The sequence below is a fragment of the Hymenobacter aerophilus DSM 13606 genome (assembly GCF_000382225.1).
Lineage (GTDB): Bacteria > Bacteroidota > Bacteroidia > Cytophagales > Hymenobacteraceae > Hymenobacter > Hymenobacter aerophilus.
In genome coordinates this window covers 38,166-52,355 of the sequence record NZ_KB907805.1, presented here as the reverse complement: position 1 = coordinate 52,355, position 14,190 = coordinate 38,166, and the positions used below count along the sequence as shown (strand labels likewise).

General features: G+C 61.7%; 12 protein-coding genes. 1 reads left to right on the top strand and 11 read right to left on the bottom strand.

Annotated elements, in window-relative coordinates; all coding sequences use genetic code 11:
* Positions 1-81 precede the first annotated feature (81 nt).
* Entirely contained in the window at positions 82-1,701 is a 1,620-nt protein-coding gene (locus H145_RS0105985) for a peptide MFS transporter (RefSeq protein WP_019947233.1), read from the top strand.
* 123 nt (positions 1,702-1,824) lie between these two features.
* Here H145_RS0105985 and H145_RS0105980 read toward each other — a convergent pair whose 3' ends face one another.
* The 11 genes from H145_RS0105980 to H145_RS20160 form a co-directional block, all read right to left on the bottom strand.
* Positions 1,825-2,664 carry an aldo/keto reductase gene (locus H145_RS0105980; protein WP_019947232.1) on the bottom strand — a complete coding sequence of 280 codons (840 nt, stop codon included), beginning with the start codon at positions 2,662-2,664 and terminating at the stop codon, positions 1,825-1,827.
* A 174-nt stretch (positions 2,665-2,838) separates the two neighbouring features.
* Positions 2,839-4,485, bottom strand: a complete 1,647-nt coding sequence (gene groL, locus H145_RS0105975; RefSeq protein ID WP_019947231.1) for a chaperonin GroEL — start codon at positions 4,483-4,485, stop codon at positions 2,839-2,841.
* A 53-nt stretch (positions 4,486-4,538) separates the two neighbouring features.
* Positions 4,539-4,829, bottom strand: a complete 291-nt coding sequence (groES, locus tag H145_RS0105970) for a co-chaperone GroES (protein ID WP_019947230.1) — start codon at positions 4,827-4,829, stop codon at positions 4,539-4,541.
* A gap of 270 nt (positions 4,830-5,099) precedes the next feature.
* Entirely contained in the window at positions 5,100-5,468 is a 369-nt protein-coding gene (secG, locus tag H145_RS0105965) for a preprotein translocase subunit SecG (protein WP_019947229.1), read from the bottom strand.
* The gene (locus tag H145_RS23990; RefSeq protein WP_157541259.1) at positions 5,469-7,025 is read right to left on the bottom strand and encodes a hypothetical protein; all 1,557 of its coding nucleotides are present in this window, start codon (positions 7,023-7,025) and stop codon (positions 5,469-5,471) included.
* Between the two features lie 146 nt (positions 7,026-7,171).
* Positions 7,172-7,660, bottom strand: coding sequence for an LptE family protein (locus H145_RS0105955; RefSeq protein ID WP_169513167.1), 489 nt, complete (start codon positions 7,658-7,660; stop codon positions 7,172-7,174).
* 100 nt (positions 7,661-7,760) lie between these two features.
* The gene (locus tag H145_RS0105950; protein WP_019947226.1) at positions 7,761-9,086 is read right to left on the bottom strand and encodes a sigma-54 interaction domain-containing protein; all 1,326 of its coding nucleotides are present in this window, start codon (positions 9,084-9,086) and stop codon (positions 7,761-7,763) included.
* 1 nt (position 9,087) lies between these two features.
* Positions 9,088-9,531, bottom strand: a complete 444-nt coding sequence (locus H145_RS0105945) for a four helix bundle protein (RefSeq protein ID WP_019947225.1) — start codon at positions 9,529-9,531, stop codon at positions 9,088-9,090.
* A gap of 40 nt (positions 9,532-9,571) precedes the next feature.
* Positions 9,572-11,035 (bottom strand): tRNA (N6-isopentenyl adenosine(37)-C2)-methylthiotransferase MiaB, encoded by a 1,464-nt coding sequence (miaB, locus tag H145_RS0105940; protein WP_019947224.1) that lies wholly within the window; start codon positions 11,033-11,035, stop codon positions 9,572-9,574.
* Positions 11,036-11,226: 191 nt separating this feature from the next.
* Positions 11,227-12,501, bottom strand: a complete 1,275-nt coding sequence (pabB, locus tag H145_RS0105935) for an aminodeoxychorismate synthase component I (protein ID WP_019947223.1) — start codon at positions 12,499-12,501, stop codon at positions 11,227-11,229.
* 153 nt (positions 12,502-12,654) lie between these two features.
* A complete protein-coding gene (locus tag H145_RS20160) occupies positions 12,655-14,157 on the bottom strand; it encodes a tetratricopeptide repeat protein (protein WP_157541256.1) in 1,503 nt (500 codons plus the stop codon).
* Positions 14,158-14,190: the final 33 nt, after the last annotated feature.

The window sequence follows — 14,190 nt, the reverse complement described above, 5'->3', positions numbered from 1 at the left end:
CTGGGAAACTTTTGTAGTTTTACCAGCCCCGTTCCGGTTGCAGCCGGGGTTGTTCCTCTTTCCCATCTTTAGTTTCCTTTCATGCACTCACCCTCTGCTGCCCAGCAGCCCGTATCCTCCTCCTCGTCGCACCCCAAGGGGCTGTACGTGCTCTTCGCCACCGAAATGTGGGAACGGTTCAGCTACTACGGCATGCGGGCGCTGCTCATTTTGTACATGACGCAGGCGCTGGTATTCGATAAGGAGTACTCCTCGCTGATTTACGGCAACTACACCAGCCTCGTGTACCTGACGCCGCTGCTGGGCGGCTACGTAGCCGACCGCTACTGGGGCAACCGCCGCTCTATTCTGGTGGGCGGCCTGATGATGGCCCTGGGCCAGTTTGCGCTGTTTTTCTCGGCTTCCTTGTACACGGCCGGGCAGGCTACGGCCCCCCAAACGCAGCTGCTGCTGTTCATGCTGGGCCTGGGCCTGTTGATTTTCGGCAACGGGTTCTTCAAACCCAACATCTCCTCGATGGTGGGCTCGCTCTACCCGGCCGGCGACAGCCGCATCGACTCGGCGTACACCATTTTCTACATGGGCATCAACCTGGGCGCGTTTTTCTCGCCCCTGATCTGCGGCACGCTGGGCGATACCGGCAACCCCGAAGACTTTAAGTGGGGCTTCCTGGCCGCCGGTATCGGCATGCTGGTGGGCTCGCTCACCTTCGAGCTGTTCAAGAATAAATACATCGTAACGGCCGAGGGCGCCGCGCTGGGCGCCAAGCCCGAGCAGGCCGTGGCCAACTCGCCGGTAGTGCCCATGAACACCGACGCGCCGGTGCGCGCCGAAACCATCGACCAGCCCGTGGCCAAGAGCTTCGCCAGCAAGCTGCCTATGCTCATAGGCCTGTTTGTGGTGGTGTACGGCGCCATTGCCTGGCTCATGAACTACGACTGGGTGGGCGCGTTCGTGTTTGCGGCCATGATTGTAACGCCCATTGCCGTACTGGCCGACGCCTCCATCACCAACCGCGAGCGGCAGAAAATCTACGTAATTCTGATTCTCAGCTTCTTCGTGATTTTCTTCTGGGGCGCCTTCGAACAGGCCGGCGCCTCGCTCACGTTCTTCGCCGACGAGCAAACCAACCGCCAGCTGGGCTCCTACACCGTGCCGGCCTCGTACTTCCAGTCGGCCAACGCGCTGTTTATCATCCTGTTCGCCCCGGTGTTCGCCCTGGTCTGGACGTTCATGGGCAAGCGCGGCATCGAGCCCTCGTCGCCGCTGAAAATGTCCATCGGCCTGATGTTCCTGGCCATCGGCTACCTCATCATTGCCTTCGGTGTGAAGGGCGTGGATGCCAGCACCAAAGTGAGCATGTTCTGGCTGATTACCATGTACCTGATGCACACCTTCGGCGAGCTGTGCCTGTCGCCGATTGGCCTGGCGCTGGTAAACAAGCTGGCCCCGCTGCGCTTCGCCTCGCTGCTGATGGCCGTGTGGTTCCTGGCCACGGCCGCCGGCAACAAGTTCGCCGGTGTGCTGAGCGCCCTGTACCCCGAGCCCGGCAAGCCTGCGCCGCTCTTCGTCGGCTTCGAAATCACGGGCCTCTACGAGTTCTTCATGATTTTCGTGGCCCTCTCGGCCGCCGCCTCGCTGGTGCTGTTCGTCATCTACCGCAAGCTGACCCAGATGATGGCCGAGCCGGTTAATCACTGATTTTCGCTGATTGATCGTGATTTCACTGATTTTTTGATTGGCTAACACAATAGCTTCGCGCCACATAAAAGCCCCGCCGGATTTTGGTCCGGCGGGGCTTTTTGGTTTCCGACAGTTGGCTGCTTACTTCGGAAACACGTCCGGGTCGGGGCCGAGGCGCTGGTGACGGTCCAAGCTGTCGATGTAGGCCAGTTCGTCCGCGCTCAGCTCGAAGTCGAATACGTCGGCGTTGCTGATGATGTGGTTTTGCTTCACCGACTTGGGAATCGTGACCACGCCGCGCTGCAAATCCCAGCGCACCAGCACCTGGGCCGGCGACTTGCCGTATTTGGCGGCCAACTCGTTCACCACATCCTGCTCGAACACCTTGCCCTGCATCAGCGGCGACCAGGCCTGGTACTGGATATCGTGCTGCCGGCAATAGGCCTGCAACTCGGGCTGCACCAGCCACGGATGAAACTCCAGTTGGTTCACCATCGGCTTCACCTTGGCCACGGGCAGCAACTCTTCGAGATGATGCTGCAGGAAGTTGCTGACTCCAATAGCGCGCACCCGGCCATCAGCATACAGCTTTTCCAGTGCCCGCCAGGTGTCGCGGAACTTGCCGGGCACGGGCCAGTGAATCAGGTACAGGTCCAGCACGTCCAGTTCCAGCAGCCGCATCGACTCATCGAAGGCCCGCAGCGTCGAATCGTAGCCCTGCTCGGTGTTCCAGACTTTGCTGGTCACGAACACCTCCTCGCGCGGCACCCCGCTTTCCCGGATGGCCTGCCCGACGCCCGCCTCGTTCTTGTACACGGCGGCCGTATCAATATGGCGGTAGCCCGCTTCCAGCGCCCATTTCACGGCCTGCACGACCTCCGCGCCCTCGTCGGCCTGCCACACGCCCAGCCCCAGGTAAGGAATCTGCACGCCATTAGCCAGCGGCCACGTGCCGCCGATATCGGTTATTTTCTTCTCCATTTTAAAATGTAGTCAGTCAGGTACAATGCGCAATCAATCCGATTGGCAGGTACTGCTTACGCACAAAAAGCCCCGCCGGACAAAATCCAGCGGGGCTTTTACGTGTGCGGCTTAACCGTAATCAACCAATCAAAAAATCAGCGGAATCACGATTAATCAGCGGGAATCAGCGATTTACATCATCCCGCCCATGCCGCCGCCCATGCCGCCCATTCCGCCGCCGGCAGCTGCGCCGCCTTTGTCGTCCTCGGGCTCATCGGAAATCACGCACTCGGTGGTCAGGAGCAGGCCGGCAATCGAAGCGGCATTCTCCAGGGCCAGGCGCGTTACCTTGGTCGGGTCGAGGATACCGGCCGACATCAGGTTCTCGTACTTGTCCTCGCGGGCATTGTAGCCGTAGTCGGCCTTGCCTTCGCGCACCTTCTGCACCACTACCGAGCCTTCGCCGCCGGCGTTGGCCACGATGGTACGCAGGGGAGCCTCCAGGGCCGTGCGGATGATGTTCACGCCGGTACGCTCGTCGCTGTTGACGGTGTCAACACCTTCCAACGAGTCGAGGGCGCGCACCAGGGCCACGCCACCGCCGGGTACCACACCTTCCTCCACGGCGGCGCGGGTGGCGTGCAGGGCATCGTCCACGCGGTCCTTCTTCTCCTTCATCTCCACTTCGGTCGAGGCACCGATGTAGAGGATAGCTACGCCGCCCGAAAGCTTGGCGAGGCGCTCCTGGAGCTTCTCCTTATCGTAATCCGAAGTCGTGGTACCAATCTGGGCCTTAATCTCGTTGACGCGGGCCGTGATGGTTTCCTTCTCACCCTTGCCATTGACAATGGTGGTGTTGTCTTTGTCGATGATGATTTTCTCGGCCTGACCCAGGTACTCCAGCGTAGCGGCGTCGAGCTTGTAGCCGCGCTCTTCCGAAATAACGGTACCGCCGGTCAGCACGGCAATGTCCTCCAGCATCGCCTTGCGACGGTCGCCGAAGCCGGGGGCTTTCACGGCGGCAATTTTCAGCGAGCCACGCAGCTTGTTGACTACCAGCGTGGCCAGGGCCTCACCATCTACGTCTTCCGAGATGATAACCAGGGCTTTGCCGGTCTGAACTACCTGCTCCAGCACGGGCAGCAGCTCCTTCATGGTGCTCACCTTCTTGTCGTAGATGAGTACGTAAGGGTTCTCGAACTCGGCCTCCATCTTCTCCGGGTTGGTCACGAAGTAAGGGGAGAGGTAGCCGCGGTCGAACTGCATGCCTTCCACCGTTTTCACTTCGGTTTCGGTGCCGCGGGCTTCTTCCACGGTAATCACGCCTTCCTTGCCCACTTTGTCCATGGCGTCAGCAATCATTTTGCCGATTTCCATGTCGTTGTTGGCCGAAATAGCGCCTACCTGAGCAATTTCTGAGGAGTTCTCAATTTTCTTCGACTGCGACTTGAGGTTGGCAACCACGGCCTGCACGGCCTTGTCGATGCCGCGCTTCAAATCCATCGGGTTGGCACCGGCGGCTACGTTTTTCGAGCCGGCCGCGTAGATGGCCTGGGCCAGTACGGTAGCCGTAGTGGTGCCGTCGCCGGCTTGGTCGGCCGTTTTGCTGGCTACTTCCTTCACCAGCTGGGCGCCCATGTTCTCCACGGGGTCCGAAAGCTCAATCTCCTTGGCCACGGTCACGCCGTCCTTGGTGATGCTCGGGGCGCCGAATTTCTTGTCGATAACCACGTTGCGGCCTTTGGGGCCCAGGGTTACCTTCACAGCGTTAGCCAGCTTATCTACGCCGCGCTTGAGTTTGTCGCGGCCTTCGGTATCAAATTGGATGTTCTTAGCCATCTTATTTCTAGAGAATTAACTGAATTCAGAAAAGGAAAAAACCGGCGTTCGGCCTAGAGGACGGCGAAAATGTCCGACTCCTTCATGATGAGCAGGTCCTGCCCGTCGACGGTGATTTCGGTGCCGGCGTACTTGCCGTAGAGCACCTGGTCGCCGGCCTTTACCTGGGGCTTGATGGTGGTGCCGTTGTCGGCCACTTTGCCCTCACCCACGGCCACTACTTCGCCCCGCTGGGGCTTTTCCTTGGCCGTGTCGGGAATGATGATGCCCGATTTGGTTTTTTCTTCGGCGGCGGCCGGCGCGATGATAACGCGGTCAGCCAGCGGTTTGATGCTAAGCGACATAGTGTACGTTTTGGTTGAAAAGTTGAAAGAAACTGGAATTACCAGGGTGTGTCAGCCGTGCTACATCATCTGTGCCAGCCCGCCCAAACCTGACAGAATGGACAGTTTAGGCCCTATTCCAGTCAGTTTTGCGGCGCAAACGTGTCAGTCGTGGCAGGAAAGCGCCCCGCAATGGCACGAACTACAGGCCTTGCCACAGCCCCACAACGCAAAAAGCCGGTGGCTCCGCAAGGAAACCACCGGCTTTCAAGCCGAAAAAACGGATGATACTTAGTTGGCCGGAGCGGGCGCCGGGGCCGGAGTAGCGGGGGCAGTTGCCGGAGCGCCAGCGGGCACGGGGGCCGAGGTAGCGGGCATGCGGGTTTCAAGGGCGCGCTGCTGGTTGATGCTGCGCACGGGGCCCGACTGCACATGGCCACCGACTACGTAGGAACCCAGGCTGAGGAGCATCAGGCCGATGGCGAAGCCCCAGGTGAGCTTTTCGAGCAGGTCGCCGGTGCGCTTTACGCCCATCATCTGGGCGGCACCGCCTGCGCCGAACTGGCTGGAGAGGCCGCCGCCTTTGGGGTTCTGGGCCAGCACCACCAGGGCCAGCAGTACGCAAACGACGAGAATCAGGGCAATGAGAACGTAATACATCTACTCCGGGGGTTGTTGCAGTTGTTGGATTTGCTCGGCAAAGTACGCCATTTTTTCGGGCTGCTTCGTCATCAGGCGCTCATATATTTCAATGGCCTTGGCTGTCTTGCCCTGGCGGACCATGATTTTGGCCAGACTCTCGGAGGCCAGCGCCGGCGCCCCGGCACTGCTGCGCACCGACAAATCGGCTTGTTCAGTTGCCGGCAGCGCCGCGTTGCTGCCGGCTGCCTTGATGCGGGGCTGGGCCTTGAGGAAGCGGTTTATCAGGTCGAGCGAGGAGGCTTTGGGGGCCGGCTGGTGGGCGCGGGCGTGGGCCAGCAGCAGCGCATCGGGCTCGAAAAACGCCTCCAGCGGCAAATCAAGCACGAAACCGTCGGGGGTGCGGGCCTGCAGGTCGTAACCCAGGCGGCTGCCGCCACCCAGCGCGTAGCCTAGCTCGGCATCGGCCCGGAAGGGCGCCGTAATGGGGGGCGGGGGCTTTGGCTGGAAGGAGGGTTGCTCGCCGTCTTCGGCTCCTAATTCCTCGTCGTCCTCGTCGAAGCCCGGCAGCCGGTAGCCCGTCGGTTCGGGCAGCCGCGACTCGCCCAGGCCAAACTCGAAGCGCGAAATTCCGGCGCTACTTGGCGGGCGGATGGGCGGCGCAACGGCCGGCAAGAGCTCATCCGCCAATTCGACACTTTCGGGGCTTACGGGGGCTTCAACAGCAACTGGAGCCACTTCGGTCGTAGCAGTAACTGGTGCCGGGGCGGCTTCGGCAATGGCCGCTTCGTCCACGGCTTCGTCGCTATCCGTCGTTAAACCAACTGTTTCTGTTGGCGCCGGAACAGCTGCCGGCAGCTCGTCCGGCCCGGCAGCTTCCGTCGATTCTTCCTCCCCGGCAGACGCCTCGGCCAATGCTGCCGGTGCGCCATCGGTGGGCGCTGCTTCTTCCGGCAACTCAACCAAAACTGCTTCGGCTGGCTGGGAGGGCTGATTTACAGATACTTCATCGGCCGGCTCAGGTGTTATCAACTCCTCCGCGGCCGACGTGTCCGTTGCTTCAGGTTGCTGAGTGTTTGCCGGCGCTGCAGGGGCTGTTGGCGCTTCGTCAGCCGCCGGTTCCTCAGTTGCCCGCGTCATTGCATCAACCGGTGCGGTGGCCGAAACAACTTCTACTGCGAATAAATCGGTTTCCGGTGCGGCGGCCGGCTCAGCGGATGCGGTGGCCAGAACGACCGGTGCATCCGGGGCGGCTTCAGCAACGGCTGGTAGGGGCGCCTGCGGGGCCTCGACCGGCAGCATTTCCGCGGCCGGAGCGGCTGGGGTTGCTGTGGGGATGGGAGCGACTGGGCGTTCCAGCAGCTGGCGTAGCAGTTCGCGGTCGGCGGCGTAGGTGGCGGCGCGGCGCAGGCGCTGGCCGGCCAGCATGCTGCCGCGGTCGTGGGCCGTTTTGGCCAGCAGCACGTGCGCCGTCTGGCAGTACGGAAAGGCCGCGGCCAACTGCTCCAGCTCCCGGATTTCATTGTCGGAAATACCGTCTACGTGGTCCAGAATGCGTAAGAGCGACGCGCGGGTCATGCGAAACAGGGTAGAAAAAGCAGCCGGCCCACGGCCCATAGGTGGGCCGCGGCAGGAAAATAGGAGCGGGCAAACCCCGGCCGCAGCCGGGCAAGCGGGTTACAACAATACGGGAATTCGGGCACTAAAACGCGCGCCGGCTCCAATCACCAGTTAGCCACCGACTTATTGAAGGCCTCGGTAATCAGGTTGCGAAACAGCTCGTTCAGCGCCGTCTGGTCGCTGTTGACGCTGGCAATGTCGCGGGTGGCCGGAAACGAGCGGGTAGTTTGCAGGGTCTGCTCGAAGTCCTGTTTGGGGTCCTTGGTATTGGTGAATTTCACCCGCACCTGAATGGTAAGCTGGTTGGCGCCCGCCTGATCGACGCCGTTTTGCTGCTGAATGGCGGCCGGGGCGAAATCGTAGGCAATCAGCTGACCCTCAAACTGCAAATCACCGTCGCGCGGCACGAGCTTGAGGCTGGTGTTGCGCTGAAAATAGTCCTTAAAACTCTCGGTGAACTGCTGCGACAAAAACGCCGGTCCGTTGCTGGCATTGTTGGCAAACGTGGCAATGGAAATCGTTTTGATAGTGGGGTCGATGTTGGTCCCGCTGAACGAGTACACCCCGCAGCCGCTTAGTAAGCTGCAAGCCACAAGCCACAAGCTGCAAGCTATAAGCCGCAACCAGTAACCTGATAGAATCGATGGCAACTGACCGACTTGCAGCTTGCAGCTTGTGGCTTGCAGCTCAAAATTACGCTTGTTCCAGGTCATACTGCTTGAGTTTGCGATAGAGGGTGCGCTCGGAAATGCCGAGGTCGTGGGCGGCGTACTTGCGCTTGTTGTGGTGCTTTTTGAGGGCCTTGATAATCATTTCCTTCTCCTTGGCCTCCAGACTCAGCGTTTCCTCCTCCGTTTCGTGCGGGATGTCCTCCACCCGCTGCACGTCTTCCTCCTCGTATTCGGCCTCATCGTCGTCGCTTAGCTCGCGCGAGCTGAGGATGTATTCGTTGCTGCCGCCTTCGGGCCGCAGGGGGCGGCTGCCCGGGCCCTCGTAGGGCGCAACGGCGGTGGTACTGAATAGGTGGCTGTTCTGGCGCAACAATTCCTGGGTTTCGTGGGGGCGCTGGCCGGTAGCCAGCTCCAGTACCAGCTTCTTGAGGTCGGTCATGTCGCGGCGCATATCGAAGAGCACCTTGTAAAGCAGGTCGCGCTCCGAGTAGCTGTTGCCGGCCCCGTCGGTGGCGCCGGTGCCGGCGGCGTGCACCAGCATGGGCAGGCGGCTGGCCTGGTCGGCGGGCAGGTACTGGCGCAGGCGGCGGGCGTCCACCTCGCGGTCGGTTTCCAGCACCGACATCTGCTCGGCCACGTTCTTGAGCTGGCGGATGTTGCCGGGAAACCGGAACCGCTGCAACTCCTGCACCGCCTCGGGCGTCAGGCTGATGGGCTTGACGCGGTAACGGTCAGAAAAATCAGTAGCGAACTTTCTAAATAGTAAGTAGATATCATCACCCCGTTCACGCAAGGGTGGAACCGTAATCGGCACCGTGTTGAGGCGATAGTACAGGTCTTCGCGGAAGCGGCCCTCGCGCACGGCGTCGAGCAGATTCACGTTGGTAGCGGCCACCACGCGCACATCGGTTTTCTGTACTTTACTGGAGCCCACGCGGATGAACTCGCCGTTTTCGAGCACCCGCAGCAGCCGCGCCTGGGTGCCGAGTGGCATTTCGCCAATCTCGTCGAGGAAGATAGTGCCGCCATTCGTCACCTCGAAATAGCCCTTGCGCGCCTCCTGGGCCCCGGTAAACGACCCTTTCTCGTGGCCAAACAGTTCCGAATCAATCGTGCCCTCGGGAATGGCGCCGCAGTTGATGGCGATGAACTGCCCGTGCTTGCGGGGCGAAAGGGCGTGGATTATCTTGGAAAACGACTCCTTGCCGGAGCCGCTCTCACCCGTTATCAGCACCGTCATATCGGTCGGGGCCACCTGCGCCGCCACCTGAATGGCGTAGTTCAGCGAAGGCGCGTTGCCGATAATGCCGAAGCGCTGCTTGATGGATTGTATTTCGGAAGGTGTCAATTTAGTTGTCGGTTGTTAGTTGTCCGTTGTCAGTTTGGTATGGGGCAGCATCCTCATGCGCTTGTGACGACGGTGCAAGCGTGCGGTAGTACCGAATGAATCCCTGCAGCAGCTTTTTGCAGTCCTGAATAGCTGTCAAAACAAGCTGCAATTGGTCAGTAGATATATAATGCTGGTCAGTTGCCAGATAGCATTGCGTTTCCACTTCGAATAAGGAACCCCGAGCAATAAATAAGAACTGGAGAGTGTCACGGGTGTGTTGCCGTCCGCAGCCTTCGGCAATGTTGGAGGGAATAGAAACGGCAGCCCGCCGCAGCTGATTGCTCAAACCGAAAAGTTCTTCCTTCGGAAAGCACTTAGTCATTGCATAGACGATACTAACCAAAGCCCTGCTTTTCTGCCAGACAACAAGCTCGGTGTAGGACCTTTCAGCGCTATTATCCATATCCAAAGATGACTAACAACTGACAACGAGCAACTGACAACTATCCAACCGCTTCGCCCAGCAGCGTATTGGTGGTTGATTCATTGACCAGCACATCAACGTAGTCACCCTTCTTGTAGTGTTTCTTGGGGAAGATGATGACCTGATTCTGGCTGTTGCGGCCGCTTAGGTGCTCGTCGCTGCGTTTGGAGAAGTTCTCGGCCAGCACGCGGTGCACCTGGCCCACGGCGCGGGCGTTTCGCTGGCGGCTGTGCTCTTTCTGACGAGCAATGACTTCGGCCAGGCGGCGCTTTTTCACTTCCAGCGGCACGTCATCTTCGAGCTTGCGGGCGGCCAGTGTGCCGGGGCGCTCCGAGTAGAAGAACATGAAGGCCATGTCGTAGCGCACGTATTCCATCAGGCTGAGCGTGTCCTGGTGCTCCTCCTCGGTTTCCGAGCAGAAGCCCGAAATCATGTCGGTAGAAATGGCGCAGTCGTCGCCCAAAATGCGGCGGATGGCTTGCACGCGCTCCTCGTACCAGGGCCGGTCGTAGGTGCGGTTCATCAGGGCCAGCATCCGCGAGTTGCCGCTTTGGGCCGGCAGATGGATGTATTTGCAGATGTTTTCGTGCCGCGCCATGGTGTGCAGCACCTCGTCGGTAATGTCTTTGGGGTGGGAGGTGGAGAAGCGCACCCGCAACTGGGGGCTCACCAGGGCCACCTGCTCCAGCAGCTGGGCAAAGTTTACCTGCTCGGTGCCATCCTCGGAGGCCCACTTATAGGAGTCCACGTTCTGGCCCAGTAGCGTCACTTCCTTGTAGCCGGCCGCCACCAAATCCTGCGCCTCGCGCACGATGCTGTGGGCGTCGCGGCTTCGCTCGCGGCCCCGCGTGAAGGGCACCACGCAGAACGAGCACATGTTGTCGCAGCCGCGCATGATGCTGATAAAGGCCGTGATGCCATTGGAGTTGAGGCGCACCGGCGTGATGTCGGCGTAGGTTTCCTCGCGGCTCAGCAGCACGTTCACGGCTTTCTGGCCGCTATCAACCTGGGAAATGAGCTGGGGCAGGTCGCGGTAGGCGTCGGGACCCACTACGAGGTCGACGAGCTTTTCTTCCTCCAGAAACTTGCTTTTCAGGCGCTCGGCCATGCAGCCGAGCACGCCCACCAGCATGCCGGGGCGGCGCTTTTTGTAACTGTTGATCTGCGAAAGGCGCATGCGCACGGTCTGCTCGGCCTTCTCGCGGATGGAGCAGGTGTTGAGCAGCACCAGATCGGCCTGGTCGAGCGAGTCGGTGGTGTCGAAGCCTTCGTTGAACAGGATGCTCGACACGATTTCGGAGTCGGAGAAGTTCATCTGGCAGCCGTAGCTTTCCAGATATAGCTTGCGCGAGCGGCCGGTGCGGGTGGCCGGGTTCACGCGCACCTCGCCCGAAGGCGTGTCGGCGTGGGTAACGGCATCGACGCTAGGCGCGGGCAGGGTGGGCGTGTCGAGAAAATCGAGGGTAATCAGGGGTTGGGCCATCGGATACGCCTTTTTCGGGCAGCAGCTTCACAATTCAGAGAGCGGCAAAGGTAGGGTTTTCGGGCTGAAAAATGACAGAATGGCAGGGAAGGTGAGATGGTGAAATGGTGAGTTTGATGTTTTGGGGGCCTAATGGTGCAAGTAGTGCAATCAGGCCCCCAAAATATCAAACTCACCATTTCACCATCTCACTATCTCACCTCGGCGCCCAGCACCTCCAGGATAGCCCGGGCTTTGAGCAGGCACTCGGCGTACTCGCGCTCGGGCACCGAGTCGTAGGTGATGGCCGAGCCGACCTGGAAGCTGAGGTGGCCCGTGTCCTGGCGGTACTGCAGACTGCGGATGACGACGTTGAAATCGAAGTCGCCGTTGGGCCAGATGAGGCCCAGCGAGCCGCTGTAGAGGCCGCGGCGGCTGCGCTCGTAGTGCTCGATGAGCTGCATGGCCCGGATCTTCGGCGCCCCGGTCATCGAGCCCATCGGGAAGGCGGCCCCCAGCACGTCGGCCACTCCGAGGCTGGGTTGGAGCCGGGCCGTGATGCTGGAAATCATCTGCCAGACGTGGCGGAAGGGGTACAGCCCAAACAATTCGGGCACCCGTACGGTGCCGGTTTGGGCCACGCGGGCCAGGTCGTTGCGCACCAAATCCACAATCATCAGGTTTTCGGCGCGTTCCTTTTCGTCTTGCAGCAGGGTCTGGCGCTGGATTTCGTCTTGCTCGGGCGAGGTTCCGCGGGCAATGGTGCCTTTAATGGGCTGCGACAGCAGCTCGGGGCCGGTGCGGCGCACGAACCGCTCGGGCGAGGCGCAGAGCAGGAAGTGGCTTTCGTGCCGCACAAAGCCCGCAAACGGAGCCGGCGAGGCGGCGTTGAGACGCTCGAACAGATCCACCGGGTCCAGCTGCCCGGCGTCGGCCGTGAATTCCTGGCACAGGTTCAGCTCGTACACCTCCCCGTCGAGAATATCCTCGCGCACCGCTTCTACGGCCCGCAGGTAGTCGGCCCGGGGCATGCGGGGCGCCACGGCGGCCACGGCCGGGGGCGGCCCGGCGGGCAGGGGAGTGGCCGCAATGGCCGCCAGCACACCCGCCGTTTCGCCGTGGATTTCGAGCTGGTCGCCTTCCCAGGTCAGCCAGGTAAGGGGCCGGAAGAAGTGCAGCACCGGCCAGGCTAGTTCGCTATGGTTGGTGCTGCTGAGCGCCTCCAGCTCATCCTTTACTTCATAGCTGATAAACCCGCAGGCCGGGGCCTTGCTGCCGGCGCCGCCCTCCAGCCACGCCGGCAGTTCGCCCAGATTGCCCGGGGAATAAGGCGCGCTGTCGGCCACGGCCAGCAGCCGCCGGAACGGCCCGCCTGGGTAGGGCAGGTCGTTGGGCTCGTAGTAGGCGCAGTGCGCGAAACCGGCCGCCCAGCGCAGGGCACGGGCGCGGAAATCGGCGGGCAGTTGGGTGAGCGGGAAGGTCAGCACAAAGCAAAAGTACGATTTGCGCCAGGGGAAGCGGCAAAATGGAGTGGCTTTGCTGAGCCGGCCGAGCTGTAACGCGAACTTTGTAGTTCGCGGGAACGAACGGGCTGCTGGCCTGGCAACTACCGTTCACTCCCGCGAACTACAAAGTTCGCGTTACAGCTCGGCCAGCGCCAGCTTGGCCTTGGTGTCGGTGCTGTTCTTGTACTCGTGCTTGGGGTAGCTCAGGGCCTTCTGGAAATACGTCTTGGCCGTATTCTTCTGGCCCGCCAGCTGGTACAGGTAGCCCAGCTGCAGCGCCGACTGCGGCGCGTAGTAATACGGCGCGAGGCCGGCGCGGGCAATGGTCTGGGCGTAGAGCACGCGGGCCGAGTCGGGCTGGCCGAGCAGGTGCAGGGCCCGGGCGCGGCGGTAGAGCAGCTCCAGCTGGTTGCGCAGGGGCGTAGTGGCGGTGGCCCGGAAGGTGGCCAGCGTAGCCAGGGCCGGACGGTAGTAGCCGCCGTCAATCTGGAGGCGGGCGCGGGTGAGCGTGGCATCGAGCGGCTGCGGGTCGTCGAAGAAGCGTTGGGCGTAGTTGTCCTCTTCCAGCACCGTGCGGCCCGCCGGACCGATGCGGGCGCGGTAGCGGGCGGCGGCCGGCGCATCGCCTCCCAGCCAGCAGGCCAGGTACAGCTTGAAGTAGGCATCCTTCAGGTAGTGCCGGCCGCGGTACTGCTGCAGAAACAGCTCGTTTTCGCGGCGCGCGGCCGGGTACTGGCCCTGGTAGAGCAGCAGGTCGGCGGCTAGGTGGTGCAGGTAGGGCAGTGGCAGGTAGGCCGGGCCAGTGGGGCGGGCGCGGTAGGCCACCAGGGCCTCGTCGGTGCGGTGCTGTTTTTTCAGCTGGCTGACGAGCAGGAACGTAACCAGCTGGTTTTCGGGCTGCTGCCGGCGCAGATTCTCCACCAGGGCCAGGGCCGCGGCGGGCTTCTTGTAATAGGTTTCTTCGAGCAAAGCCAGCACCAGCCGGGCTTCAAGCTGGAAATCGTTGGGCTGGCTGGCGGCCCGGCGCAGGTTGGCCAAACCCGCATCTACCGAGCCCGGCAACCCCAGCAGGCGTAGAAACCAGCGGTAGCCTTCGGGCAGCGAGCCAATGAAAAACTGCAGCATCCCGAGCGTTTTGCGGGCCGGCAGGTAGTTGGGGTAGCGCTCGGTTACGCGCTGCATGGCCTGGTAGCTGCGGCGCAGGCTCCAGGCCCCGCGTACCTCCTGGCCAAACACGACTTGCGCCGCCGCTTGGTGCAGCCGGATTTCGGCCGCCGCATACTCGGCCAGCGGCCCCGTTTGATTTTCGAGCGCCGCCAGATGCCGGTCCTGGGCCTGCACGGTGCCTGCAAAACGGGCGGCATCCTGGCTGACGAGCAGCTCGGTGATGCTCAGGCAATCCTGCACCAGCAGCGTGCCGGCATCGGTTCCGGGGCCCAGCAACGCCCGGGCGGCGGCGGGGCGCATGTTCAGCACCTCGGCGTAGGCGCGGACCTGGGTGGGCGTGAGGTCTGATACGGGTTCCCGCAGAGGCGCGCCGAGGGCCGCGCAGAGGTTCGCTGAGCAGAGTACGACCAGCCAGCACGCTCTCAGCGCACCTCTGCGAAATCCTCGGCGCACCTCTGCGGGAAATTCCATAGAATAAAAAAAGAACGGCCCCGGAAAGAGGCC